Genomic DNA, 25,024 nt, shown 5'->3' with positions numbered 1-25,024 from the left:
GCGCGGTATTAGAGCATAAAAGTTACCGAAACGCTGCAAGTTTTTTAAGGGAGACGGGAGACGTTCTCGATTCCCTTAAATAAAAAAGCGCCAGTCTTTCAACCAGCGCTTTATTCTTTTCGTTAACCTTGGACTACACCGTAATTAGCCGATGTTCTTACGTGCGTTTTGGAACATACGCATCCAAGCACCATTCTCGCCCCAACCTTCTGGAGCCCATGAGTTCGCTACTGTGCGGAACACACGCTCAGGGTGCGGCATCATGATTGTGACACGACCATCTTGAGTCGTTAGACCCGTAATAGCGTTTGGCGAACCGTTCGGGTTATTCGGGTATTGCTGCGTTGGGTTACCGTGGTTGTCCACGTAACGAACCGCAACGGTACCTGATGCTTCAATCGCTGCTAGATGGTCAGCATCACGTACTTCTACACGACCTTCACCGTGAGAAACTGCGATAGGCATACGAGAACCCGCCATGCCGTCAAAGAATACAGAATCAGACTTCTGAACTTCAACTAAGCTAAAGCGCGCTTCAAAACGCTCAGATTCATTACGAACAAAGCGTGGCCATAGGTCTGCACCTGGGATTAGCTCTTTCAGGTTCGATAACATCTGACAGCCGTTACACACACCTAGAGAAAATGTGTTGTCACGATTAAAGAAGCTTTGGAACTGTTCACGAGCTTGTGCATTGAACAAAATAGACTTAGCCCAACCTTCACCCGCACCAAGTACGTCACCGTAAGAGAAGCCACCACAAGCCACTAGACCGTGGTACTCATCCAGAGCCGCTTGACCTGTTAGGATGTCGCTCATGTGAATATCAGTCGCTTCGAAACCTGCACGATCAAACGCTGCTGCCATTTCTACATGAGAGTTAACGCCCTGCTCACGCAGAATAGCCATCTTAGGCTTCGCACCGGTATTTACCATAGAACCCGCGATGTAAGGCGCTGCGATGTCTTCGTTTACGTCGAAGCTTAGCTTAACGTTTAGACCTGGATCAGAGTTGTCTTTCTTCGCTTCATGCTCTTGGTCAGCACATGCTGGGTTATCACGTAGACCTTGCATCTTATGCGTCGTCTCAGCCCAGATAGTACGCAGTTCAGTACGGTTACGCTCAAGAACCACTGTGTCACCAGAAGTAATCACTAGCTCATCAGACGCTTCGACTGAGCCGATTACGTGAGAACATGCTTCAAGACCGTTCGCTGCTAGCGTTGAAAGTACAGCGTCTAGGTCATCGTTTTTAACCTGAAGCACTGCACCCAACTCTTCGTTGAATAGTGCTGCTAGTACATCTTCACCTAGGTCGGCGATGTCTGCTTTAACACCACAGTGACCAGCGAATGCCATCTCTGCAAGCGTTACAAATAGACCGCCATCGCCTTTATCGTGGTAAGCCACTACTTGATCGTTTGCTACTAGAGTTTGAACTCCTTCGTAGAAACCTTTCAGTTGTGCTGCGTTATCTACATCTGCTGGCTTATCACCAAGCTGCTTGTAAACCTGCGCAAGTGCTGTTGCGCCTAGGCGGTTTTGCCCGTTACCTAGGTCGATAAGAACCAGTGACGTGTCACCTTTATCTGTGCGCAATTGCGGTGTGATTGTCTTACGAACATCTTCAACACGAGCAAACGCAGTGATGATGAGAGATAGCGGAGAGGTTACTTCTTTCTGTTCGCCGTTCTCTTCCCACTTGGTCTTCATCGACATTGAGTCTTTACCCACAGGGATAGTCAGACCAAGTGCTGGACATAGCTCTTCACCCACAGCTTTCACCGCTTCGTAAAGACCTGCATCTTCACCCGGGTGACCGGCTGGAGACATCCAGTTTGCAGACAGTTTAATATGTTTGATATCACCGATGTTCGTCGCTGCAATGTTTGTGATTGCTTCACCAACCGCTAGACGAGCCGATGCACCAAAGTCTAATAGAGCAACTGGTGTACGCTCACCCATCGACATTGCTTCACCGTGGTAAGTGTCGTAACTTGCTGCAGTTACCGCGCAGTTTGCTACTGGAACCTGCCACGGACCAACCATTTGGTCACGCGCGACAAGACCTGTTACCGTGCGGTCACCGATAGTGATTAGGAATGTTTTTTCTGCAACCGTTGGAAGGCGTAGAACGCGATCCACGGCTTCGTTCAGCTCGATGCCGTCACGGTTAACCGCCGGGTTGTTTGCTTTTAGCGTTTTCGCATCACGGTGCATCTTAGGCGTCTTACCAAGAAGCACATCCATTGGCATGTCAATTGGCGTGTTCTCGAAGTGTGAATCTTCAAGTTTAAGCTCACGCTCTTCAGTTGCGATGCCTACTACTGCGTATGGTGCGCGCTCACGCTTACAGATTGCATCGAATACTTCCATGTTCTCTGGCGCAACCGCCATTACGTAACGCTCTTGAGATTCGTTACACCAGATCTCAAGTGGGCTCATGCCTGGTTCGTCATTTGGTACGTCACGCAGTTGGAAAATACCACCACGTTCGCCATCGTCGACAAGCTCTGGAAGTGCGTTAGAGATACCGCCCGCACCCACATCGTGGATGAATGCGATTGGGTTAGCATCACCAAGTTGCCAACAACGGTCGATCACTTCCTGACAGCGACGCTCCATCTCTGGGTTTTCACGCTGTACTGAAGCGAAATCTAAGTCTTCTGCTGATTGACCAGATGCCATTGAAGAAGCAGCACCACCGCCAAGACCGATGTTCATTGCAGGACCACCAAGTACGATTAGGCTTGCACCTACGGGGATCTCTTTCTTCTGAACGTGCTCGTCACGGATGTTACCCATACCACCAGCAATCATGATTGGCTTGTGGTAACCACGAACCTCTTCACCTGCGTGAGAGTTAACTTTCTCTTCGTAAGTACGGAAGTAGCCAAGTAGGTTTGGACGACCAAATTCGTTGTTGAACGCCGCGCCACCAAGTGGACCTTCTAGCATGATATCTAAAGCGTTAACGATACGACCCGGCTTACCGAAATCTGTTTCCCAAGGCTGCTCAAAACCAGGAATACGTAGGTTAGAAGTAGTGAAGCCAACAAGACCTGCTTTTGGCTTACCACCGATACCAGTCGCGCCTTCATCACGGATCTCACCGCCTGAACCAGTAGAAGCGCCCGGCCATGGAGAGATAGCAGTTGGGTGGTTGTGCGTTTCCACCTTCATTAGGATGTGCGCTTTCTCTTGGCTGTAACCGTACTGGCGAGTTTCTGGGTTCGGGAAGAAACGACCTACATCTGAACCCACCATAACTGCTGCGTTATCTTTGTACGCAGACAGTACGTTTTCTGGTGTGGTTTCAAACGTGTTTTTGATCATCTTGAACAGAGACTTCTCTTGCTTAACACCGTCGATAGTCCAATCTGCATTGAAGATCTTGTGACGACAGTGCTCTGAGTTCGCTTGTGCAAACATCATTAGCTCAATATCAGTCGGGTTACGTTCAAGCTTATTTACGAACGCATCGTAAAGGTATTCTATTTCATCATCTGCAAGTGCAAGACCTAGGGTAACGTTTGCGTTTTCAAGCGCAGCACGACCGCCGTTTAATAGGTCAACGTCTGCCACTGGTGCAGGTTCTGCAGCTTGGAATAATGCGCTTGCGTCGTCGAAGTCAGTAAAAGTAACTTCCATCATGCGATCATGGATGAGCGCTTTTACATCTGCAATTTGAGCATCGTTAAGAGGCGTCGCTGTTTCTACGTAGTATGCTGTGCCGCGCTCAAGACGTTTTACTTTGTCTAGACCACAGTTGATGGCGATGTCTGTAGATTTAGAAGACCAAGGCGAAATAGTGCCCGGGCGAGGAGTCACAAGAAGTAAAAGACCTTCTGGCTCATGCTCTTCGATCGTTGGACCGTAAGTCAGCAATTTTTCCAGTTTTTCCAACTCTTGGTCATCAAGGTCAGACTTTAGATCCGCAAAGTGCATAAACTCTGCGTAAATGCCAGTGACAGGCAGATCTTGTTCACGACATAGTTCCAGTAGTTTATTAACACGAAACTCAGAAAGAGCTGGGGAGCCACGCAAAATTCTCATGTGCTTAGGTCTCTTATTGCAAGTGATTAAGGTGATATTGGAATAAATTCAGTGGGTTATACTGTTTTCTTCGAAGCTATTCCCGAAGGTTTTTCAAACCTATGCCGATGCCACCTCTTCGTTGCGAGCGCATTATATAGCAATTGTTTTTGTGATGTAACACCAAAAGCAACCGTTTGCGTCATTTTTTTTGCCAAATTTGAATTACGACTAAAATGTCGATAAATCACACAATGTCGCACTCTATCTGTCTGATTCACTTTGCCCCACCAGCGCGCTTTGATATAAAGGCAACTAGAAATTTATCGAGACGTACCGAATTAATGCAAATAAGTCAGTTCAACCGACTCAAGCGCAGCGCCCTACTTTTCGCTTCTGTGCTTTTACTTTCTGCCTGTCAGATTGAGTCGGAACCTAAAAGTGAATTCGAGCAAATCCAAGAGCGTGGTGTCCTACGTGTTGGCACGCTAAATAACCAACTCTCCTACTACATTGGTCCAGACGGTCCTGCTGGCTTGGATTACGAACTGGCACGTAAATTTGCAGAACAACTAGGCGTGAAGTTGGAAATCAAACCTGCTTTCCGTCAAGCCGAGTTATTCCCTGCCCTCAAAAAAGGCGATATCGACATCATTGCGACAGGTTTGAATCAAACTTCGCAAGCGGTGCAACGTTTCCGTCCGGGACCTGCCTACTACTACGTAAGCCAACAGGTGGTATATAAGAAAGGACAACTTCGTCCTCGCGACATTGATCAGCTCATCAAGTATCAAGAATCAAAAGATGAAAAGGCTGTCGATGAAAATGCCAATGCAGGTGCAGAAACGCTACAGATCGTTGAACAATCACAGTTTGTTCCGACACTAACGTCACTACAAAAAGAATATCCAGAGCTTCAATTCGAGATTGTTGGCGATGCAGACACTCGCGATTTGCTAAAACACGTATCGACGGGTGAACTGCGTTTTACTGTAACTGACTCGGTCGAATTGTCTTTAGCTCAACGTTTATACCCAGATCTTGCACTTGCTTTTGAGCTAACAGAAGACCAACCCGTCTCTTGGTTTACTCGCCGCTCTGAAGATGAAAGCTTATACGCGATGCTGATTGAATTCTTTGGCAATATCCAGCAGTCAGGCGAGTTGGCGACACTAGAAGAAAAGTACATCGGTCATATTGAAGCATTTGATTATGTCGATACTCGCGCCTTTATCCGAGCGCTAGACAACAGCCTGCCTAAGTGGGCACCACTATTCCAAAAATACAGCGAAGAGTTTGATTGGCGCTTGATCGCCGCATTGGCTTACCAAGAGTCCCACTGGAAACCAAAAGCAAAATCACCGACGGGTGTACGTGGAATGATGATGCTTACATTGCCTACTGCGAAGAGCGTTGGAGTAACGGACCGACTTGACCCAGAACAGTCTGTTCGAGGTGGTGTGGAATACCTGCGTCGTATTGTCGCTCGTGTACCAGATTCCATTAATGAACACGAAAAGATTTGGTTTGCGTTGGCATCTTACAACGTTGGCTATGGTCATATGATGGACGCACGACGCCTGACTAAAGCGCAAGGCGGCGATCCAAACGCATGGGCAGATGTAAAAGAGCGTCTACCATTGTTGCGTCAGAAACGTTATTACAGCCAGACTCGTTACGGTTATGCCCGTGGTGATGAAGCACGTAACTACGTAGAAAACATCCGCCGTTACTATCAATCGATCATTGGTCATGTCAGTCAGAAACCAGCCATTGACGAAGATACGGAAGATCTTCAGGTCATTCCGCCACTCGATCCAAACCTATTGGTTTCTGGGGCGGTTGAAACCTTGGCTGAACAAGTTTCAGGGGCTGAAAGCACAACACCAAATGAAATGCAAAAACCAGAGACGAAAGTCGAACCTATTCCTGTTTCAGGGGCGGAATAAACCTTTCGAAAATAGCGAGCTCACAGCTCGCTATTTTTTTGTTGAGTCAACAAAAAAAGTTATCTAGAATCCGGTCTTTCGAGCTTATCTAGTTTGCGTTGCTATTTGGTGCCATACCAATACGAAGCGCGCAGAAAAGTAAGTTCTTTTGGTCACCTCTCCTCACTCGATGTCACCTTCATCGGAAGTGTGCATCACCAGAATGTCATCAATTGATAATGAATCGGACGCTTTGCTATGCGAGTGTCGGAGAGTGTGTTCGTTGTCTGCAAGAGGTTCTGATTATGAGAAAACGCAGAGTGCAGTCAAAACGTTTGAATAAGACAGTGGCTGCTAACCGCCGTAAGCGCAAGCTTACGTGTATGAAAAAGAAAGTCAGTGCACGTAACCGTGTTTTCGTTCACCTAGTGAATCACTGAGAACTTGAAGCAAACATCTACTTCCGAGTAGGTGTTTGCTAAAGAGATGAATTATTGCTGCGAACCTTAATTTACTCGCCTGAATTTATTCGCCCTTTGTATCCTGCTCATTATCTAACGCTTTCTGCGCTTGTTTTTTGGCTTTAATTTCTTTACGACGACGCTTAAAGAACGCTTGCAACTGAGCGCGGCACTCCTCTTCTAGCAATCCATTTTCTACTGTTGCGTAATGGTATGCCGCTTGGCTTTCGAACAAATTCAATACCGTCCCTGCTGCCCCTGCTTTTAAATCAGGCGCACCGTAAACCACTCGCTTTACTCGGCTATGTAGCAACGCACCAGCACACATAGGACAAGGCTCTAACGTGACATACAAAGTCGTATCAAGCAGTCGATAGTTACCTAGTGCCTCTCCTGCTTTTCGTAATGTCTGGATCTCGGCGTGTGCGGTTGCATCGTGAGCACAAATAGAACGGTTCCAACCTTCCGCAATAACCTCTCCATCTTTTACCAACACAGCGCCAACTGGTACCTCCCCTTCAGCTTCGGCTTGCTCGGCAAGCTCCATCGCACGGCGCATAAATAGTTCGTCTTGAGGAGAAAACTGAGAATCTGACAAAAGGGAGCTCCGGAATTTGGGATAGATCGTGATTGAAAGTGGATTTTAACCTTCAAAGAGGGGAAGTGGAAGCGGGATGATTTTGCCTGTTAGGGCACAAATACCGTGATTCAAAGCAGTTTGATCGTCATCCTCAAGAGCGAGGTACGAGCGAGTTGGGGCTCTCTTTATTTTGTATCCCGAAGGGCAAAGTCCGTTCCCGACTCCCAAAACAAAAAAAGCGCCAGTCTCTCGACCAGCGCTTTCTAAATTTACTAAATAGCTTCAGCGCTCTTACATTGTGTAAGTGTATGGCGCTTGGATACCTAGAGGAATGCCTAGCATCCAGTAAACCACTAGGAATACTGACCAGCCGATTAGCATTGCAATCGAGAATGGCATCATTAGCGATGCTAGCGTACCGATACCTGTCGACTTCACGTAACGTTGACAGTAAACCACGACTAGAGGGAAGAATACCATCAGAGGTGAAATGATGTTCGATACAGAGTCACCTACGCGGTAAGCCGCCTGAGATAGCTCAGGAGAGATACCCACAGCCATTAGCATAGGCACTAGGATTGGACCGATAAGAGCCCATTTCGCCGATGCAGAACCGATTAGAAGGTTTACAGAAGCTGTTAGAAGAATCATACCGATGATAGTAGCTTCACCCGGTAGGTTCATTGCTTTCAGACCTTCTGCACCGTAAAGCGCTAGCATCGTACCGATGTTTGATTGCGCGAATGCTGATAGGAACTGTGCACAGAAGAACGACATTACGATGTATGCGCCCATAGTAGACATAGTATCCGCCATCGCTTTGATGATGTCGTTACTTGTCTTGAACGTGCCTGAAACGCGACCGTAAACGTAACCCGGAATGATAAACAGGATGAAGATCAACGGAACGATAGACTTCATGATTGGCGCAGAGAACGCAGTGATCTCACCCTCAGGTGAACGCAGTGCAGAGTTTTCTGGAATAAGCGCCACAACAAGAAGAGCGATACCCGCCATCATTGCCCAACCAGCGTAACGGAACGCTTTAGACTCAAGCTCAGTGAAAGAACCTAGATCTGGTGCTTTCTCTGCGTCTTCGTCGATTGGTGTGTTCTTTAGGCGTGGTTCGATGATTTTCTCAGTTACGTACCAACCGATAGCCACAATAATTACTGAAGATAGACCAGTAAAGAAGATGTTCGCTAGAGGGTTAACCACGTACTCAGGATCTAGAACCTGTGCAGCTGTTTGCGTGAAACCAGCCAATAGAGGATCGATACCTGAAGGGATGAAGTTTGCAGAGAAACCACCCGATACACCTGCAAACGCTGCCGCGATACCCGCAAGAGGGTGACGACCTGCCGCGTGGAAGATGATACCACCAAGAGGAATAACTAGAACGTAGCCCGCATCCGCCGCAGTGTGCGACACGATTGCTACAAGAATGAGCATTGGAGTAAGAAGTTTAGCTGGCGTGAAGTTCAGCATCTTCTTAAGACCAGTGGTGATGAAGCCTGAAGAATCGGCAACACCTACACCCAACATCGCTACAAGAACGATACCAAGTGGTGCAAAGCCAGTGAACGTTGTCACCATGTTAGCAAGGAAACTTGCTAGTGCTTCGCCTGTTAGAAGGTTAGTGATTGTGAGAGCTTCGCCAGTTCGAGGATTTAGAAGGTCGAAAGAAACATTCGACAAAAGTGCAGACGCAGCCCAAGTAATGATTAGTGCCCAGAAGAACAGAATCGCTGGATCAGGAATTTTGTTACCTGCTCGTTCGATAAAGTTCAGGAAGCGATCCATCCCGCTCGGCTTCGGTGACGGTGCCTTATTTACTGCTTGGTTACTCATCGTAACTCCATATGAATGATGTTGGTGCCATGGCCTATTTGAATAATTATAACGGCCTATTTTCAACAGAGCATTCTAGTAAATAGCGCCTCAGAAAGCACAAGGTTCTATGTTTTTTTCCATATTTGGAGACATATTTTGCAAAAACGCCATATCAATTAAACATAAAAAAAACAGTAGCACACCATTCGCATTAACAGTTGTAAAACCACCCATTAACCACGCAATTTAGCAATAAAAAGCGTCAATATTAACGATAAAAGTAATTATAAGAGGAATACCTAATCCATCACTTTTCGAATTCACTATGACGCGAAATCATAGTTTTCAATTCAACTGATTGCGTTTCCCCCATTCGGTCAACCCAACTCGATTTGATAGTAATGGTCTTAAGCGATCCTGAAACCGTAGCTGCTGGAACTTCCCACTCAACAACATAAGATCCACTAGCAGAAGATCCGGTTGCAATCGAAGCAAAATTGGCAGGCGTAATGGTAGACATCGCCTCAGAAGCACCACGAGAGCGGAACCACTCAAGTTGATTTTCAGCCAGTCTCAACGCCTCGATACTATGAATCGCATAATCCGATTCACGTTCCATGTAAATTTGTAGTTTAGTGAGTCCGAGCGCCCCAATGCCCAATAAAAGAAAAGAAATCAGCACCTCAATTAAACTAAAGCCTTGTTGTCTAGAGATCATTCCAAGACCCCTTTTGCCAATATACTTTCTTTAGCTTCTTCCAAGGTTCGTCAATCACATCACGATTGTATTGGAAGGATAAAGCCGCATTGAAGAGTGCAAATGTTCCAGGCGCGTCCATGACAAAACCTCCTAATGGGTTAAACGCTCCGTGCTGAAAATAGCCAATCTTTGTCTTTTCCATAGGCACTGTTGCATCTAAAGCCGCGATAACGCCATCCAATGCTGGGTCATTCGCGGAAGCTGCCCAGTCGGTAAAATCTAATGTAGCCCCGGTTGTCGGGTCGACATACAGTGGAGAAATAAAATGGTAAAGCATACCTTTAAAATTCTGTGTCCCTATCGTAGAAAAAATACCGTCTTGAACAACTAGGATTATTCCGTTGCCCCCTAGGCTGTTATCTATTGCGTTCTTTATACTCGTGAAATCTGCCGTGTTTATTTCACAACCACCGTAAACCCAAATGAGATCTTTTCCATTTTCGATATTGCTAACTATCCCCTCCGCGCAAGTATCATTGAATACCGGAGAAGGAAGATCCGCTTCAGAGTCCAATGTCATACCATTCAACGACAAAGGTACATATCCAAACAAAGAGCTATCAGACATTACATCGAACCATTCACTACGCGGGACATCAAAGACATCTTTAAATGGGTCCATGTCCGAAGACTGGCGATAATCGCTCTTAGATGCCGCAACACTTGTGCCCCAACTGTAGTGTGTAGATGCACATTTTTGTTCCTGTCCAGCAGGACTATCAGGGAAACTTGAATAAGGTTTGTCGGATAGCTGATAAGGGTGAAAAGTACTTACACTGGTAGCGTAGAAAAAGTTGTAATAAAGAACAGAGGTGCACTCCCACAAATTACTACCGAGACTTTTACTCGGATCTGGAGAGCTCGTATAGGAACCATTAATAACCAGATCAGATTTAGATTTGATCGCCCCCGCCCCGCTACTTGAAGGCAACTTGATGGTCTTTTTCGTTTCCCGATGACCAATCGTTGAAGTCACGAGGCTTGAAGGACCAGAGGAAAATGTAAGTGCATCAAGTCCCATCGCTGTGATGCAGTCATTGACGTTAGTTGGCAATTCTTTATTTAGTTTGGTTTTGCTGTAAACACACTCTAACCCGCCTTCTGCACGCCAATGCTCTTGTCTGGATTCAATTTGATTGTTGGCACGTTTGATTTGATAGAAAAGGGACTTGTAGCTTCCCAGTGACATCATTAATGCCGCAACCAGCAACACGCTCACAACTAATAATGCTGCGGCTCCCTGTTGATTTCTCATTACTGCCAGTTCCTCTGCTTCACGGTAAACGACTGCTCTGTTTGAACACTTGTTGCGCCAACTAATTCCGTTCCTAAGGTAATGGTGACTACCGCGCTTTCAGCATCTGTGTTTTTCAGCGTGCGAGCGGCAAGATCAAAGCGGTTAATATGAATCGCTCTCTTATCAAAAAGCGTATTGCATGTACCGGTACCAGAAAGCGCAATAACTTGACTGACGTTCCAAATCGTCGTTTGTTTTTTCTCACAGACAAACAAAGACTCGGGCGTATTAATCCGCTGCTCATATACAACATTTTTATAAAGTGGTGCTGCACCTGAAGTCCCAACTTGATAGGCATATGCAATCAACCCCATCCCCGGAGTATCAAGAGTGTAAATCGTATCGGTCGCTCCTGAAATTTTGACTGAATCACTGCCACTTTCATTAAAGCCAGCTCGTTGGATATCGTTTCTTAACATCGCTAATACGCTGCCCGTGTTTTGCAGTAACATCAGCTCTTTGGAACGCTCCATCGCCACTTTTTGCCCACTGATGTAAAGCGATCCAACAATAGCTAGAGCAATCAGCCCTAAAGAGGATGCAATCATAAACTCGACGAGGCTCGCGCCTTTCTGCTTATACATATTCACTCCTCAAGAACAGGTTGAATAGCCGAAGAACTCGGTATTGTTGTTATCGCTGCATACCCGGACACGCGCAGACAAAGTGTGAGAGATAAGTTTTAAGGCTTTAGAAGACTCTCCGACCGGGTAAAAGCGAATGTTGCCTGAAGAAGGGCGACCATGGACGTCATCAAAACTGATTTGGTCTGAAGCGTAGCTCGGAGTAACCACAATGCCCTTGTAAGGCGCGCCTGAAAACGAGAATAAAACCGTACCGACTCCCTCGGAGCTATTATCTGTGAGCTCAATGCGCCAATTACCATCACTGGATGAACCTCCAGACATGATCAGGTGTGCCCAAAGCCTCTCTCGGCGCAATACCGCTTCTGACTTACCTTGAATAACAAAACCATGCAGTTCATTCGCTAAGCGCTGCATTTTGTTGGTTTCAAAAACATTTTGGAAAGAAGGAGCAGCAGCCGTGAGCAAAACACTCAGCACGGCGATAGTGATCAGAAGCTCCAATAATGTAAACCCGCGAGGCATTTCCCAAATTCCTATGCAAACGGCAAGAGGACCGTAATTCATCTTGCGCAGATGCTATCACCTGAGAAAAATAGGCGGAAAAGTGAAAAGGAAACTACTCGTCATGATTCGAATTTCTGGTTGTAACGGATACAACAAACGATTTAGAGGGATGACATTGATCGAAATACTGATAGCAGTTGTGATTATTGGAATCATCGCGGCTATCGCTTATCCGTCATATACCAACCACACCATTACGGCACATCGCACCGTTGCTCTAAGCGATATCAGTCGCATACAACTGGAGCTAGAAACCTCTTACAACGGTGGGTACGATTGGAGTAGTATCATCTCTGGCGGGACTTGTACGATCTGCGACTCCGATTCAAATCGCTTTTCATTTAGTATCGCAAGCACATCCAGCGCAGCTTATGTTATCGAAGCAACGGCAAAAGCCGATTTAGGGCAAAACAGTGATAACTGTTTCCCTAGTGGGGTAAATAAAATAACCCTAACGTCCACCAACATAGAGTCACCGAGTGCATGTTGGGATTAGCCCTTTCGAGAATAGATAAAGACAACTTAGACGACAAGTTCGATGCCATAAAGTCACTTTAAATAAAAAGAAAGCAGATACAAAAAAGCCTGCATCACAGCAGGCTTTTTATTGGATTCAACTAACCAGCAGTTAGCTTGTTAGGTCATCAAAGAACTTCTTCACGCCGTTGAAGAAGCCTTCAGATTTTGGTTTGTGCTTAGTTGCGGCATCACCACCACAAGATTCATCAAACTCTTTAAGCAATTCTTTCTGACGAGCGCTCAAGTTAACTGGAGTCTCTACTACAAGCTTAACGATTAGGTCACCAACACCGCCACCACGAACGCCTTTCACCCCTTTACCGCGCATACGGAACATACGTCCTGTTTGCGTTTCTGTTGGTACTTTAAGGTTCACACGACCATCTAGTGTCGGAACTTCAACTTCACCACCTAGAGCAGCCATAGCAAAGCTAACTGGCACTTCACAATACAAGTTGTTGCCTTCACGTTCGAAGATATGGTGCTCTTTCACGTGAACTTGTACGTATAGGTCACCTGCTGGTGCACCCATTTCTCCAGCTTCGCCTTCGCCAGATAGACGAATGCGGTCGCCAGTATCAACACCTGCTGGGATCTTAACGTTAAGTGTCTTAGTTTTCTGTTTGCGACCTTGACCATGACATTCGTTACATGGGTCTTTGATGATCTTACCTTTACCATGACAGGTAGGACAGGTTTGCTGCACAGCAAAGAAACCTTGGCGCATTTGAACTTGACCGTGACCATGACAGGTTCCACAAGTCTCAGCTGAAGAACCTTTCTTCGCACCGCTACCGTCACAGGTATCACAATGAACAAGCGTTGGTACTTCGATTTCTTTCGATACGCCACGAACAGCTTCTTCTAGCGACAGTTCCATGTTGTAACGTAGGTCTGCGCCACGTTGTGCACGTTGCTGACCACCGCCACGACGACCACCGCCAAAGATATCGCCAAAAACGTCACCAAAGATGTCGCCGAAATCAGCACCACCGCCACCAAAACCGCCGCCGCCGAAGCCGCCACCACCTTGTTCAAAAGCAGCATGACCATACTGATCGTACGCCGCTTTCTTTTGAGGGTCAGTGAGAATTTCGTACGCTTCTTTTACTTCTTTAAACTTATCCGCAGCAGATTCATCACCCTGGTTACGGTCTGGGTGGTATTTCATTGCTAGACGCTTGTACGCCTTTTTGATATCGCGCTCAGAGGCATCACGGCTTACGCCTAATACTTCGTAAAAATCACGTTTTGACATGTTCTTCGTCACCAATTAATTACTGCAAACGGCATGATTTACCGCTTGGTGTTTGTATCGTTCTAGGTAAGTGCACTTATTGCAAAATACTTAACTAGAAAGACAGCTTGGACAAACAGACGGGCGTAAGAGTTACCCCAAACGCCCGCACACAAAAGTCTTATCGACTCTAGGCGACCATAAGCCGCCTAGTTAAGAAATATTATTTCTTGTCGTCTTTAACTTCTTCGAACTCAGCATCAACAACATCGTCTTCTTGAGACTGTTGTGCACCAGCGTCAGCACCTTGTGCTTGTTGCGCTTGAGCTTGTTGTTGAGCGATTTCCATTAGCTTTTGAGCTGCAGTCATTAGCGCTTGAACTTTAGCGTCGATCGCTTCTTTGTCATCACCTTTACGTGCAGTTTCTAGCTCAGAGATAGCTGCTTCAATCTTCTCTTTCTCTTCTGCAGGTAGAGCTTCACCAGCTTCTTCTACTTGCTTACGAGTACCGTGAATCATTTGGTCAGCTTGGTTACGTGCAGTTGCTAGCTCTTCGAACTTTTTGTCCGCTTCTTTGTTAGCTTCTGCTTCTTGAACCATTTTCTCGATGTCGTCATCGCTTAGACCACCAGAAGCTTGGATAGTGATCTTCTGCTCTTTACCAGTTTGCTTGTCTTTCGCTGAAACGTGTAGGATACCATCCGCATCTAGGTCGAAAGTAACTTCGATTTGTGGCATACCACGTGGTGCAGCTTGGATACCTTCTAGGTTGAATTGACCTAGAGATTTGTTGAAAGACGCTTGCTTACGCTCACCTTGAAGAACGTGGATAGTTACCGCGCTCTGGTTGTCTTCTGCTGTAGAGAAAACTTGGTTCGCTTTAGTTGGGATAGTCGTGTTTTTCTCAACTAGCTTAGTCATTACGCCGCCCATTGTCTCGATACCTAGAGACAGTGGAGTAACGTCTAGTAGAAGTACGTCTTTAACTTCACCCGCAAGTACACCACCTTGAACTGCAGCACCCATTGCTACTGCTTCATCAGGGTTTACATCGCGGCGAGCTTCTTTACCGAAGAACTCAGCAACCTTCGCTTGAACCATAGGCATACGAGTCTGACCACCAACTAGGATTACGTCAGTGATGTCGTTTACTGATAGGTCAGCATCAGCTAGAGCAACTTTTAGTGGCTCAAGAGAACGTTGTACTAGGTCTTCAACTAGAGATTCTAGTTTCGCACGAGTCACTTTGATGTTCATGTGCTTAGGACCAGTTGCATCAGCAGTAACGTAAGGTAGGTTTACGTCAGTTTGAGAAGTAGAAGAAAGCTCGATTTTCGCTTTTTCTGCTGCTTCTTTAACACGCTGCATTGCTAGTGGATCGTTCTTAAGGTTGATGCCTTGCTCTTTGTTGAACTCGTCTACTAGGTAGTTGATTAGACGGTTATCAAAGTCTTCACCACCAAGGTGAGTGTCACCGTTAGTTGCTAGAACTTCGAATGTTTTCTCGCCTTCAACTTCATCGATTTCGATGATAGAGATATCGAATGTACCACCACCAAGGTCGTATACCGCGATAGTGCGGTCGCCACCTGACTTGTCTAGACCGTATGCTAGAGCAGCCGCTGTTGGTTCGTTGATGATACGTTTAACTTCTAGACCTGCAATACGACCAGCGTCTTTAGTAGCTTGACGTTGAGCATCGTTAAAGTAAGCAGGAACTGTGATAACTGCGCCAGTTACTTCCTCACCTAGGAAGTCTTCAGCAGTTTTCTTCATTTTCTTAAGTACTTCAGCAGATACTTGAGGAGCCGCCATTTTCTGGCCTTTTGCTTCTACCCATGCATCACCGTTGTCAGCCTTAACGATTTTGTAAGGCATGATTTCGATGTCACGCTGAACTTCTTCGTCTTCAAAACGACGACCAATTAGACGCTTGATTGCAAATAGCGTGTTAGTTGGGTTAGTTACTGCTTGACGTTTCGCTGGTTGACCTACTAGCGTCTCACCGTCAGTGTAAGCAATAACCGATGCAGTAGTACGTTCACCCTCTGCGTTTTCAATTACACGAGGTTTGTCGCCGTCTAGTACAGCAACACATGAGTTAGTAGTACCTAAGTCAATACCAATGATTTTACCCATCAGGCTATCTCCGAATAAATTCTATTTTGTTTTGCTATATCCCCTATGTGGGGACTTAGAATCGGGTTTCAACCCTTGCTCACAAACTAAAGTAATGTTGTTTGCTTCTCTTATGCCCAATAGATAAGGGCTGCAAATGGCTTTTCAAGGGAGAGAGTGAAAAAAAACAAAAAAAAGTTGCGCAAAAGGCGAGAACCGAGCACAACTCAGCCCCCTTCGACTCTTCAATCTCGATTCTCGTTTCTATAAAAGAAAAAGCGAGGCATATAGCCTCGCTTTTCAACTAAGAGTGTATTGCAAATTATGCGCTTGCTTGTGCAGGCTCTGCGTCTACGACTTCTTCTTTACCAATCTCGCCTTCAGACTTCGCAACAATAGTGTTTACTGCTGTATCACCAACTACGTTAGATGAAGTACAGAACATATCATTGATACGGTCTACAGCTGCAATGATTGCTAAACCTTCTGGTGGAAGACCTAGTTGGTGTAATAGAACACCTACCATCACTACGCCGCCGCCCGGAACACCACCAGCACCGATAGAAAGTAGCAAGATAGTTAGACCAAGAGTAAAGATATCAGCAGTATTGATTGGCTGACCAAACGCGTTTGCGACAAACATAGTTGCTAGTGCGATGTAGATAGAAACACCAGACATGTTCATTGTTGCGCCCAGTGGTACACCGAAACCAGCAACCGACTTAGAAACCTTAAGCTTCTCAGTTAGCGTGCGCATTGTTACCGGGATAGTTGCGTTTGAACTTGCAGTTGATAGTGAGAATAGGATCTGCTCTCGAGTTGCACGTAGGAACGCTTTTGGTGAAGTGCCCGTCGCAATACCTACCGCCATTGGGTAGAAGAAGAAAATCCAGAACACTAGCATTGCAACAACAAGTGCTACGTAGCCAGCAACAGACATCAGCGTGTTTGCATCCAGTGTTGCACCTAGTTGAATCATCAGAGCAAATACACCGTAAGGTGCAAGGCTCATTACTAGACCAACCAGCTTCATCATGATTTCGTTCGCCATTTTAAACGTACGAATTGCCGGGCCGCCTCGAGAATCCAAAGCTTGAATAGCAAGACCTGTCAAAATTGCCATAAAGATGATTTGTAACATGTCGCCATTTGCAAACGCTTGTACAGGGTTGCTTGGAACGATGTTTACAACCAACGAGAAAATGTCAGGTGTTTCAGTTGTTGTTAAGTTAACAGTTTCTGAAATCGTGCCTGCCAGATTTGCATCAGCACCCGGTTGGAAAATAAGACCAACAGTCAGTGCCGCAGTAATCGCGATGATGGTGTTGATAATGTATAGAGCAAAGGTTTTACCACCAAGACGACCAAAAGCCGTGATGTCTTTTAGGTCCACGATACCGCATACGATAGATACGTAAACAAGAGGTACTACTAACAGCTTAATCAATGATACGAACATACCACCAGCGCCTTCCGCTGCGCCAAGTAAATATGTATCAAAGAGAGCAACGCCACTAAAAAGATACTGAATTGCAGTACCGATCAGAAGACCCGCAAACAAGCCGATAAAAATCTTGCTAGAAAGCGATTTATCCATCATAAATCTCCAAAATGTTGTGTTTGCTATTTATGCTTTTATAGTTACATCTGCTGGTTTTTACGGCAGACCTCGCGAATAATACACACCACAGTTACAAAATAAAGACTTTCTTTACAGGATTGTTAATAAATAACATTAAAAGTAAACCACTAGATCTACATTCATATTCAGAATTAAATTTTGATTGCGAGTGATAACAGGTACTTATAGACACGCCCATTCCATAAGTAAGCAAGATAAAGAAAGGATATCCCTTATTGGAAAATTTTTTACCAATAAGAAAAAATTTGAAGGGGATCAAATTTCATTTTGCGCACATATTCAGAGAGATGAATATGTTATAGAGATGTTTGAAACAAAAACGCCCGCTATTGAATAGCAGGCGTTTTAATATATTTATATCAATGAGTTATTTAATTACTTAGCAACCATAACCATTGCAGGACGAACAACTCGACCGTTTAGCTCATAGCCTTTTTGCATCACAAACATAACTGTGTTTGATTCGTGATCTGGGCTTTCTTGAATAGACATAGCTTGGTGGAATTCAGGGTTGAATGCTTCACCTTCTGGGTTGATCTCTTTCAAACCAAATTTCGATACTGCATCTACAAACGTCTTGTGTGTTAGCTCAACACCTTCAAGAATTGGCTTAACCACTTCGTGCTCTGCATCTGCAGCTTGGATTGCACGCTCAAGGTTATCGATAACTGGAAGTAGTTCTTCAGCGAATTTGTTCAGAGCGTACTTACGAGCTTTATCGATTTCTTGCTCAGTACGACGACGCATGTTTTCTACTTCAGCTTTAGAGCGAAGAACCGCATCTTGCTGGTCTTTCACTTTTGTTTCGCTAGACAGTAGTGCTGCTTCTAGTTGAGCAATCTTAGCGTCTTTCTCATCACCAATTTCTTCAAGTTCTGCTTCAGCTTCTTGCGCTGCGGCTTCTACTTTCTCAGCTTCTTCGATGATTTGATCAAGCTCTTCTTCTGTAACTTTGTTTTCTTCGTTGCTCATGATATCTCCAGAATTCAACTTAATGTCCTTAAAGCCACTCACGTTTTGTGGGCTTTAACCACATAAAAATTCGCATATTTAGGTAACTTGCCATTATTATGGGGATGAAGATTCCTGATTCAAGCCTCTTTAATGCGGAAATGCTATGAAAAAACCATGTAACGTGATCGCGATTATCGGAAAACCACGAGATCAGCAGGCAATTCAAACTCATAGAGAGTTATACGAATGGCTGACATCCGAAGGTTACCAAGTATTTATCGATGATCGCCTTGCTGCAATTTTAGACGAAATCCCGCAAAGCCAGTTTGCTAGCCTCGTAGAGCTAGGTAAAAACGCCGATCTCGCTATCGTAGTTGGCGGTGATGGCAACATGCTGGGTGCTGCTCGTATTCTATCTCGTTTCGATGTTGCTGTGATTGGTGTCAACCGAGGTAACTTGGGGTTCCTGACGGATCTAAACCCCGACGATTTCAAAGAAGCATTAAAAGCCGTATTAAAAGGCGAATATATAGAAGAAGAGCGTTTCTTATTGGAAGCAGAGATCCATCGTCACGGTCAAATCAAGAGCCATAACGCGGCATTAAACGAAGCCGTGCTCCACCCAGGACAAGTGGCGCACATGATTGAGTTTGAAGTTTATATTGATGACAGCTTTGCGTTTTCGCTGCGTGCCGATGGTTTGATTGTCTCTACTCCAACAGGCTCTACGGCTTACTCCCTGTCAGGTGGTGGACCTATTTTGTCACCAAGCTTAAACGCGATTTCTTTAGTGCCAATGTTCCCGCACACATTGTCTAGCCGCCCATTAGTTGTCGATGGCAAACGTCGTATCAAACTGGTCGTGTCACCAGAAAACCGCGGTACTCAGGAAGTAAGTTGTGACGGACAAGTTTCGCTCCCCGTCTCTCCAGGTGATGAAATACACATCTACCAGAGCCCGAACGTTCTCAAACTTATCCACCCGAAAGACTATAGCTACTATCACGTACTAAGAAATAAGCTTGGATGGTCGAGCAAACTGTTTTAGCAATAAAGGTTGGTGTGAAAGCATCAACCTTTTTTCTTTGCTCATATTTCAGCTTTCTACTCTATCCCGATTAAGGCGACACAAAATAAAAACCTACTAAATCTAGATTTATAAAATTTGATCTTGTGGGCAGATTTTATACAAATCTTGGAGAGCAAATTGAATGATAGGTGTCTGGTGATATTCTTGCCATGAATAGAATATTAACTCTATTTCATACAAACTATCTCAAAGGACACGCTATGAAAAAAACAATTATATTGTCCGCTCTCAGTACTTTAGCGCTTATGGGCTGCCAGTCTGAGGAGGCAAAGGTTAACAATATATCAAACGCAAAAGCCGAGGATATAACCAACACGAAACGCGCACTCGCTCAGCAACTTAGTGAGAGCTATACCAGCATGGAGCCAATGCTACGTAGGGACATTACCGCGGAGCACACTAGCGTCCCAGTATCTTCCTTTGTTGAACAAACGCCCCAAGCTGCTTTCAGTAAACAGCTTGTACAAGCCGATAACCAGATCCGCACATGGAAAGGCATCGAACAATACTCAGATCAGTTGCTAGAAGTCCGTCTAGCGAATGAAGAGATGCTAAATGTATGGCAAGAAGGGAAAGTCGATCCCCTATTCGCTTTCGAGCCAAGCGGTGATGACTCGCAATGGCAGTATATCGAAGCGTACGATGTATATGGTCAAATCCACCAGCTCGATGTCTATCAGCTTCCTGACGTACCAGTATTGGTTGTCGACAATAACAGCTCAGCAGAACTAAAAGCAGGTCTGCAAGCGATGCAAGCTGAGATGAAGAGCTTAGGTCAAGCCACGATGGTTCAGCCATACCTAGCGAACAAACAGCAAGTTAATTCCCCACTTCTCGCTAGCGCTGAAAGTTCGGTTCAACCGATTCAGACTACGCAACTGAAGAAGATCCGTCTTTCTGATGACCAAGAACCATGGATCTCGGGTAAAGCAGAAATCTACGCCATCGTCACTGGGGTGAACCCAAGTCGCGACGAGCCGACGTTAGATTTAGTCGAGCTTCCATATTTGGATTATGACAACAAAGACTATTACCCGAATCAAATCATCATTCATTGGTCTCGTTACCGTTGGGGCGCGGCTGACATTGTATTGATGGAACAAGATGACGGTACGGATTACAAACAGTTGGCAAAACTGCTCGTTCAAGTTGCTGAAGAAGTATTAAAGGCGATTCCAGATCCAGAGGTGCAGGCGTATGCCATTATTCCTCAGATCACCAACAAGATCATTGATGCAATTCCTGATGGGGTTCTGACCAATGATGACGATTTCGTTGATGTTTACTACACCCTGATGCAAGACACATCTTACGTCGACCATCCTGGCGCGGGAGTCAATGCAGTCGTCACATTAGAACCGCTCACCATTAACCCAACTCGTCCGTAACTTGTTCAATTTAAATAGGTCGTTGCATTTTGCACGACCTATTTTTCTTCTCTTCATCACAAAAAGCCGCTTCTTTAAGAAAAAATACCGCACCTGACTTTACTGTATAAAGAAACAGTATATACTGTTTTCTTATACAGTGTTGTTCAGTTATACAGGTAAATAAAAATGCTGGCTCATCTAAGTGTTAATAATTTTGCGATTGTTAAGTCTTTACAGCTCGAGCTTTCAAAGGGCATGACCACCATTACTGGTGAAACAGGTGCAGGTAAGTCTATTGCAATTGATGCATTAGGTCTTTGTTTAGGCGGACGTGCCGATGCAGGTATGGTGCGCCAAGGCGAAGAGAAAACAGAAGTCAGCGCTGCCTTTTTACTGGATAACAATCTACACGCAACGCGTTGGCTAGAAGATAACGACCTGCTTGATGGCAGCGAGTGTATCTTGCGTCGCATCATCACCAAAGAAGGTCGCTCTAGAGCCTTCATCAACGGCAGCCCAGTCCCACTTTCACAACTCAAATCTCTTGGGCAGTTGTTGATCAACATCCATGGACAGCACGCACATCATCAATTGATGAAGAGCGAGCACCAAATGGCAATGCTTGACCAATATGCAGGACATTTAAACCTATTAAAAGGCACACGCAGTGCTTACCAGCATTGGCGTCAGGCAGACAATAACCTCAAGCAACTAAAAGAGAACAGCCAGCAAAATCAGGCACAAAAGCAGTTGCTCGAATACCAAATCAAAGAACTGAATGAGTTATCGCTAGGTGAAGAAGAATTCGCAGAGCTCGAACAAGAGCACAAACGACTGTCCAATAGCGGTGAACTTGCCGCTACCTGTCAGCAAGCCATCGAACTTATTTACGAAGGTGAAGAAGTCAATGCGCTTGGTATTTTGCAATCGGCCAATCACTCCCTAATTCAATTAGCTGAATTGGATGAGAAATTAGCAGAGCTACCAAATATGCTGGCAGAAGCAATGATCCAGCTAGAAGAAACTAAAAACGAACTTCGCAGCTACCTTGATGGCATTGATGTCGATCCGGGTCGCATGGCTTATGTCGAAGAACGCTTTTCTAAAGTGATGTCAATGGCTCGTAAACACCACGTTATGCCTGATGAGCTATATCAACACCATCAAGATCTGTTGGCTCAAATCGAAGCGCTCGATTGCTCTGATGAACGTTTGGATGAACTCGCTCAAGAAGTTGAACAAAAATATCAAAGCTTCTTGACCCAAGCGGAAAAACTGCACAAATCACGCAGTCGCTACGCAAAAGAGTTGAACAAACTGATCACACAAAGCATGCACGAATTGAGCATGGAGAAAGCGGTATTCAGCATTGAAGTGAACAACGAAAATACCCACCCATCACCGCTGGGAATGGACAGCGTCTGCTTCTTGGTTTCAACCAACCCAGGTCAGCCATTGCAACCCATCGCTAAAGTGGCATCGGGTGGTGAGCTATCACGTATCTCATTAGCCATCCAAGTGATCACCGCGCAGAAAGTAGATACTCCAAGCTTGATCTTCGATGAAGTAGACGTAGGTATCAGTGGTCCAACCGCTGCTGTTGTCGGTAAGATGCTGCGCAAACTAGGAGAGTCGACCCAAGTAATGTGTGTCACCCACTTACCTCAAGTCGCAGGTTGTGGTCATCAGCAAATGTTTGTCGCAAAACACACCAAAGGTGGTCAAACTGAAACACAAATGCGCTCACTAGATAAAGAGCAACGTGTGGCAGAATTAGCTCGTCTACTTGGTGGTAGTCAAATTACAGATTCCACATTGGCAAATGCTAAAGAACTGCTTATCGCCGCTTAAGATTATTACGGAGCCACCGCATATCAATCAGTTCAGTGGCTCTCTCCCATTTCAACTGCCCCAGTACTTTTGCTTTTCGCTAAACGAATGCGCAATGTTCCGCCAATTATTGTTCAATCTCAGCGAATAAATGCAACTCAACTCAAAATTCGTTGTCAGATTCCCTACCATACGACGCATAGCTTTTTACATCTGCGTCGAGCTTGTTTATTATCAGCGCAGTATTTTAAAGGTTACTAAGAAATTATTATGCAATTAAAGAAGTGGTTAGTTGCCGTACCATTAGCAATGACATTGCTGACAGGATGTTCGGTATTGGAAAAACTGGTTTATCGCATTGATATCAACCAAGGCAACTACGTAGAACAAAGTGCGGTTGATAAATTAAAGTTTGGGATGACTAAAGCACAGGTTCGCTACGTTCTTGGTTCACCTATGTTGGTTGAAAATGGCTACCCGAATACGTGGTACTACATTTACCACCACACTCCTGGTCACGGTGACTCAGTGCAAAAAGATCTTATCGTTCAGTTTAACGACCAAGGCACGCTGGCAGACATCACTGGTGACTACCCGAAAAGCGATGCATTTTACGAGAAGATTCAGTAAGCAACCTTTATTTTCACTGTATTCTTAAAGCCTCCTGACGGAGGCTTTTTTATTTCTGCTCAACAGAGCAAGGAAAGTTCGCCCCACAAAAAAACAACACCTCCCAATTGGGAGGCGTTGTTCGTAATCAAAAGCATTATTCCTCAGCTTTTCTCAAAGCATTGGGCTTACCGCCTGTCACAGGGTCTGCACTACCAGCGGCCTTTGCTTGCTCCGCTCGTTTACGACGAATCTCTTTTGGATCTGCCAATAGTGGGCGGTAAATTTCGATACGGTCTTTGTCGCGTACCGTTGCATCTAATCGCACGTTACGGCTGTAAACACCGACTTTATTCTTCTTCAAATCAATCTCCGGGTATAGCTCAAGCACACCCGACTGGCGGATAATATCTTCAACCGTTGCTTGATTGTTTACCACCAAATTGAATACACGCTGCTCTTGAGGAAGCGCATAAACCACTTCCACGTGAATCATGTCCGACTCAATACTCATAGCACTCGTACACCTGTTTCGCGCGTTTGGTAAAAGCATTCACCATGTTATTGGTTAGCTCATTAAAAATCTTGCCGAAAGCCATTTCGATCATCTTGCTTGAGAATTCAAACTCAAGCTTCAGTTCCACTTTACACGCCTGCTCATCCAAAGCAGTGAAGATCCAACCACCACGCAGTGTCTTAAATGGACCATCGACCAAATTCATCATGATCGCTTGACCCGGAATAATCTCGTTAGAGGTTGTAAATGTCTTACTGATACCTGCTTTTGCTACATCGACAGAAGCCACCATACCATCGTCCGAAGACTCAATGATTCGTGAACCTGAACAACCAGGTAGAAACTCAGGATACTTAGAAACATCATTGACCAGATCGAACATCTGCTCTGCACTAAAAGACACCAAGGCAGAACGGCTGATTTGCTTCATACACACTCCTATCGATACGCGTACATGTTTAAGGCTTGTGCCAATTCTACTTTTATTCCACGATAGCGCAAATAAAAGGATTTCCTAACCCATATCCAACCCGTATAATGAGTCCATTATGGTAAAGAAAAAATCAAAGCAAAAAGCGGGTAGCAACACTATCGCGCTGAATAAAAAAGCTCGCCACGAATACTTCATTGACGATGAAATTGAAGCAGGCTTGGAGCTACAAGGCTGGGAAGTGAAAGCACTTCGCCAAGGTAAAGCCAATATCGCTGAAAGCTACGTTTTCATGCGTGACGGAGAAGCTTTTGTCAGCGGAATGACCATCACGCCTCTTAACCAAGCTTCTACTCACGTTGTCGCAAACCCTACACGTGTGCGCAAACTATTGATGAGTCGTCGTGAACTCGACAACCTTCTTGGTCGCATCAACCGTGAAGGTATGACGCTAGCCGCATTGTCACTGTACTGGTCTCGCTCTTGGGTGAAGATCAAAATCGGTGTTGCGAAAGGTAAAAAACTTCACGACAAACGTACCGATCTGAAAGAAAAAGACTGGGCTCGTGAAAAAGCACGCGTGATGAAGAGTTCACTGCGTTAAACTTGACCACTTAGACGCATAGTACTGGACAGCTTAGGCTTTTCTGTTACTATGCCGA

Annotated in this window: 20 protein-coding genes; 7 read left to right on the top strand and 13 right to left on the bottom strand. The window is 45.2% G+C overall.

All coding sequences use genetic code 11. From position 1 onward, the window contains the following. Positions 1-144 precede the first annotated feature (144 nt). Complete coding sequence (gene purL / locus J4N44_RS03160) at positions 145-4,056, bottom strand: phosphoribosylformylglycinamidine synthase (protein ID WP_005447626.1); 3,912 nt, start codon at positions 4,054-4,056, stop codon at positions 145-147. A 323-nt stretch (positions 4,057-4,379) separates the two neighbouring features. Here purL and mltF point away from each other — a divergent pair, with 323 nt between their 5' ends. After that, entirely contained in the window at positions 4,380-5,984 is a 1,605-nt protein-coding gene (gene mltF / locus J4N44_RS03155; RefSeq protein ID WP_252044841.1) for a membrane-bound lytic murein transglycosylase MltF, read from the top strand. Positions 5,985-6,488: 504 nt separating this feature from the next. On the opposite strand, the gene tadA is transcribed toward mltF, so the two are convergent. From tadA to J4N44_RS03125, 6 genes are all read right to left on the bottom strand, one after another. Then, entirely contained in the window at positions 6,489-7,022 is a 534-nt protein-coding gene (gene tadA, locus J4N44_RS03150; protein WP_005447631.1) for a tRNA adenosine(34) deaminase TadA, read from the bottom strand. 273 nt (positions 7,023-7,295) lie between these two features. Next, complete coding sequence (locus J4N44_RS03145) at positions 7,296-8,855, bottom strand: AbgT family transporter (RefSeq protein WP_005447634.1); 1,560 nt, start codon at positions 8,853-8,855, stop codon at positions 7,296-7,298. Positions 8,856-9,144: 289 nt separating this feature from the next. Further along, on the bottom strand, positions 9,145-9,555 hold the full coding sequence (locus J4N44_RS03140) for a type IV pilus modification PilV family protein (protein WP_005447635.1): 411 nt from the start codon (positions 9,553-9,555) through the stop codon (positions 9,145-9,147). Continuing rightward, positions 9,545-10,852, bottom strand: a complete 1,308-nt coding sequence (locus tag J4N44_RS03135; protein WP_005447637.1) for a hypothetical protein — start codon at positions 10,850-10,852, stop codon at positions 9,545-9,547. The genes J4N44_RS03140 and J4N44_RS03135 overlap by 11 nt, the downstream gene beginning before the upstream one ends. Next, positions 10,852-11,478 carry a PilW family protein gene (locus tag J4N44_RS03130; RefSeq protein ID WP_005447638.1) on the bottom strand — a complete coding sequence of 209 codons (627 nt, stop codon included), beginning with the start codon at positions 11,476-11,478 and terminating at the stop codon, positions 10,852-10,854. The genes J4N44_RS03135 and J4N44_RS03130 overlap by 1 nt, the downstream gene beginning before the upstream one ends. 9 nt (positions 11,479-11,487) lie before the next feature. Continuing rightward, positions 11,488-12,003 (bottom strand): GspH/FimT family pseudopilin, encoded by a 516-nt coding sequence (locus tag J4N44_RS03125; protein WP_026138335.1) that lies wholly within the window; start codon positions 12,001-12,003, stop codon positions 11,488-11,490. 103 nt (positions 12,004-12,106) lie between these two features. On the opposite strand from J4N44_RS03125, the gene J4N44_RS03120 reads away from it, so the two are divergent. Then, entirely contained in the window at positions 12,107-12,541 is a 435-nt protein-coding gene (locus tag J4N44_RS03120; RefSeq protein WP_252045077.1) for a type IV pilin protein, read from the top strand. 132 nt (positions 12,542-12,673) lie between these two features. On the opposite strand, the gene dnaJ is transcribed toward J4N44_RS03120, so the two are convergent. The 4 genes from dnaJ to grpE all read right to left on the bottom strand — a co-directional run bounded on the left by dnaJ (position 12,674) and on the right by grpE (position 18,534). Continuing rightward, the gene (gene dnaJ / locus J4N44_RS03115) at positions 12,674-13,822 is read right to left on the bottom strand and encodes a molecular chaperone DnaJ (RefSeq protein ID WP_005447647.1); all 1,149 of its coding nucleotides are present in this window, start codon (positions 13,820-13,822) and stop codon (positions 12,674-12,676) included. Between the two features lie 202 nt (positions 13,823-14,024). Further along, positions 14,025-15,941, bottom strand: a complete 1,917-nt coding sequence (gene dnaK / locus J4N44_RS03110) for a molecular chaperone DnaK (RefSeq protein WP_005447648.1) — start codon at positions 15,939-15,941, stop codon at positions 14,025-14,027. Positions 15,942-16,242: 301 nt separating this feature from the next. Further along, positions 16,243-17,517 (bottom strand): dicarboxylate/amino acid:cation symporter, encoded by a 1,275-nt coding sequence (locus J4N44_RS03105; RefSeq protein WP_005447650.1) that lies wholly within the window; start codon positions 17,515-17,517, stop codon positions 16,243-16,245. 420 nt (positions 17,518-17,937) lie between these two features. Further along, on the bottom strand, positions 17,938-18,534 hold the full coding sequence (gene grpE, locus J4N44_RS03100) for a nucleotide exchange factor GrpE (RefSeq protein WP_005447652.1): 597 nt from the start codon (positions 18,532-18,534) through the stop codon (positions 17,938-17,940). A gap of 145 nt (positions 18,535-18,679) precedes the next feature. Between grpE and nadK the strand changes: the two genes are divergently transcribed. From nadK to bamE, 4 genes are all read left to right on the top strand, one after another. Further along, positions 18,680-19,564: an NAD(+) kinase gene (gene nadK, locus J4N44_RS03095; RefSeq protein WP_171357915.1), complete on the top strand. Its 885-nt coding sequence runs from the start codon at positions 18,680-18,682 to the stop codon at positions 19,562-19,564. A gap of 242 nt (positions 19,565-19,806) precedes the next feature. Beyond that, positions 19,807-20,994, top strand: a complete 1,188-nt coding sequence (locus J4N44_RS03090; RefSeq protein WP_252044840.1) for a DUF3103 domain-containing protein — start codon at positions 19,807-19,809, stop codon at positions 20,992-20,994. A gap of 168 nt (positions 20,995-21,162) precedes the next feature. Continuing rightward, positions 21,163-22,827 (top strand): DNA repair protein RecN, encoded by a 1,665-nt coding sequence (recN, locus tag J4N44_RS03085; RefSeq protein WP_005447655.1) that lies wholly within the window; start codon positions 21,163-21,165, stop codon positions 22,825-22,827. A 249-nt stretch (positions 22,828-23,076) separates the two neighbouring features. Further along, the gene (gene bamE, locus J4N44_RS03080; RefSeq protein ID WP_005447656.1) at positions 23,077-23,436 is read left to right on the top strand and encodes an outer membrane protein assembly factor BamE; all 360 of its coding nucleotides are present in this window, start codon (positions 23,077-23,079) and stop codon (positions 23,434-23,436) included. 136 nt (positions 23,437-23,572) lie between these two features. Here bamE and J4N44_RS03075 read toward each other — a convergent pair whose 3' ends face one another. Beyond that, positions 23,573-23,929 carry an RnfH family protein gene (locus tag J4N44_RS03075; RefSeq protein WP_005447657.1) on the bottom strand — a complete coding sequence of 119 codons (357 nt, stop codon included), beginning with the start codon at positions 23,927-23,929 and terminating at the stop codon, positions 23,573-23,575. Beyond that, entirely contained in the window at positions 23,919-24,362 is a 444-nt protein-coding gene (locus tag J4N44_RS03070) for an SRPBCC family protein (protein WP_005447659.1), read from the bottom strand. Before J4N44_RS03070 ends, J4N44_RS03075 begins: the two co-directional genes overlap by 11 nt. Before the next feature lie 118 nt (positions 24,363-24,480). Between J4N44_RS03070 and smpB the strand changes: the two genes are divergently transcribed. Beyond that, positions 24,481-24,966, top strand: a complete 486-nt coding sequence (smpB, locus tag J4N44_RS03065) for an SsrA-binding protein SmpB (RefSeq protein WP_005440253.1) — start codon at positions 24,481-24,483, stop codon at positions 24,964-24,966. Positions 24,967-25,024 lie beyond the last annotated feature (58 nt).

It is taken from the genome of Vibrio sp. SCSIO 43155 (assembly GCF_023716605.1).
Lineage (GTDB): Bacteria > Pseudomonadota > Gammaproteobacteria > Enterobacterales > Vibrionaceae > Vibrio > Vibrio harveyi.
The sequence above is the reverse complement of the archived record's forward strand: the minus strand, read 5'-3'. Positions and strand labels throughout refer to the sequence as shown.

What these genes read in the sequence shown, in the direction of transcription:
- J4N44_RS03120 (WP_252045077.1), top strand. Translation starts at nt 12,107, where the DNA reads ATGATTCGAATTTCTGGTTGTAACGGATACAACAAACGATTTAGAGGG.
- J4N44_RS03140 (WP_005447635.1), bottom strand. Translation starts at nt 9,555, where the DNA reads ATGATCTCTAGACAACAAGGCTTTAGTTTAATTGAGGTGCTGATTTCT.
- J4N44_RS03125 (WP_026138335.1), bottom strand. Translation starts at nt 12,003, where the DNA reads ATGCCTCGCGGGTTTACATTATTGGAGCTTCTGATCACTATCGCCGTG.
- grpE (WP_005447652.1), bottom strand. Translation starts at nt 18,534, where the DNA reads ATGAGCAACGAAGAAAACAAAGTTACAGAAGAAGAGCTTGATCAAATC.
- J4N44_RS03075 (WP_005447657.1), bottom strand. Translation starts at nt 23,929, where the DNA reads ATGAGTATTGAGTCGGACATGATTCACGTGGAAGTGGTTTATGCGCTT.
- J4N44_RS03070 (WP_005447659.1), bottom strand. Translation starts at nt 24,362, where the DNA reads ATGAAGCAAATCAGCCGTTCTGCCTTGGTGTCTTTTAGTGCAGAGCAG.
- recN (WP_005447655.1), top strand. Translation starts at nt 21,163, where the DNA reads ATGCTGGCTCATCTAAGTGTTAATAATTTTGCGATTGTTAAGTCTTTA.
- J4N44_RS03090 (WP_252044840.1), top strand. Translation starts at nt 19,807, where the DNA reads ATGAAAAAAACAATTATATTGTCCGCTCTCAGTACTTTAGCGCTTATG.
- J4N44_RS03145 (WP_005447634.1), bottom strand. Translation starts at nt 8,855, where the DNA reads ATGAGTAACCAAGCAGTAAATAAGGCACCGTCACCGAAGCCGAGCGGG.
- dnaK (WP_005447648.1), bottom strand. Translation starts at nt 15,941, where the DNA reads ATGGGTAAAATCATTGGTATTGACTTAGGTACTACTAACTCATGTGTT.
- nadK (WP_171357915.1), top strand. Translation starts at nt 18,680, where the DNA reads ATGAAAAAACCATGTAACGTGATCGCGATTATCGGAAAACCACGAGAT.
- J4N44_RS03135 (WP_005447637.1), bottom strand. Translation starts at nt 10,852, where the DNA reads ATGAGAAATCAACAGGGAGCCGCAGCATTATTAGTTGTGAGCGTGTTG.
- dnaJ (WP_005447647.1), bottom strand. Translation starts at nt 13,822, where the DNA reads ATGTCAAAACGTGATTTTTACGAAGTATTAGGCGTAAGCCGTGATGCC.
- purL (WP_005447626.1), bottom strand. Translation starts at nt 4,056, where the DNA reads ATGAGAATTTTGCGTGGCTCCCCAGCTCTTTCTGAGTTTCGTGTTAAT.
- smpB (WP_005440253.1), top strand. Translation starts at nt 24,481, where the DNA reads ATGGTAAAGAAAAAATCAAAGCAAAAAGCGGGTAGCAACACTATCGCG.
- bamE (WP_005447656.1), top strand. Translation starts at nt 23,077, where the DNA reads ATGCAATTAAAGAAGTGGTTAGTTGCCGTACCATTAGCAATGACATTG.
- J4N44_RS03105 (WP_005447650.1), bottom strand. Translation starts at nt 17,517, where the DNA reads ATGGATAAATCGCTTTCTAGCAAGATTTTTATCGGCTTGTTTGCGGGT.
- J4N44_RS03130 (WP_005447638.1), bottom strand. Translation starts at nt 11,478, where the DNA reads ATGTATAAGCAGAAAGGCGCGAGCCTCGTCGAGTTTATGATTGCATCC.
- mltF (WP_252044841.1), top strand. Translation starts at nt 4,380, where the DNA reads ATGCAAATAAGTCAGTTCAACCGACTCAAGCGCAGCGCCCTACTTTTC.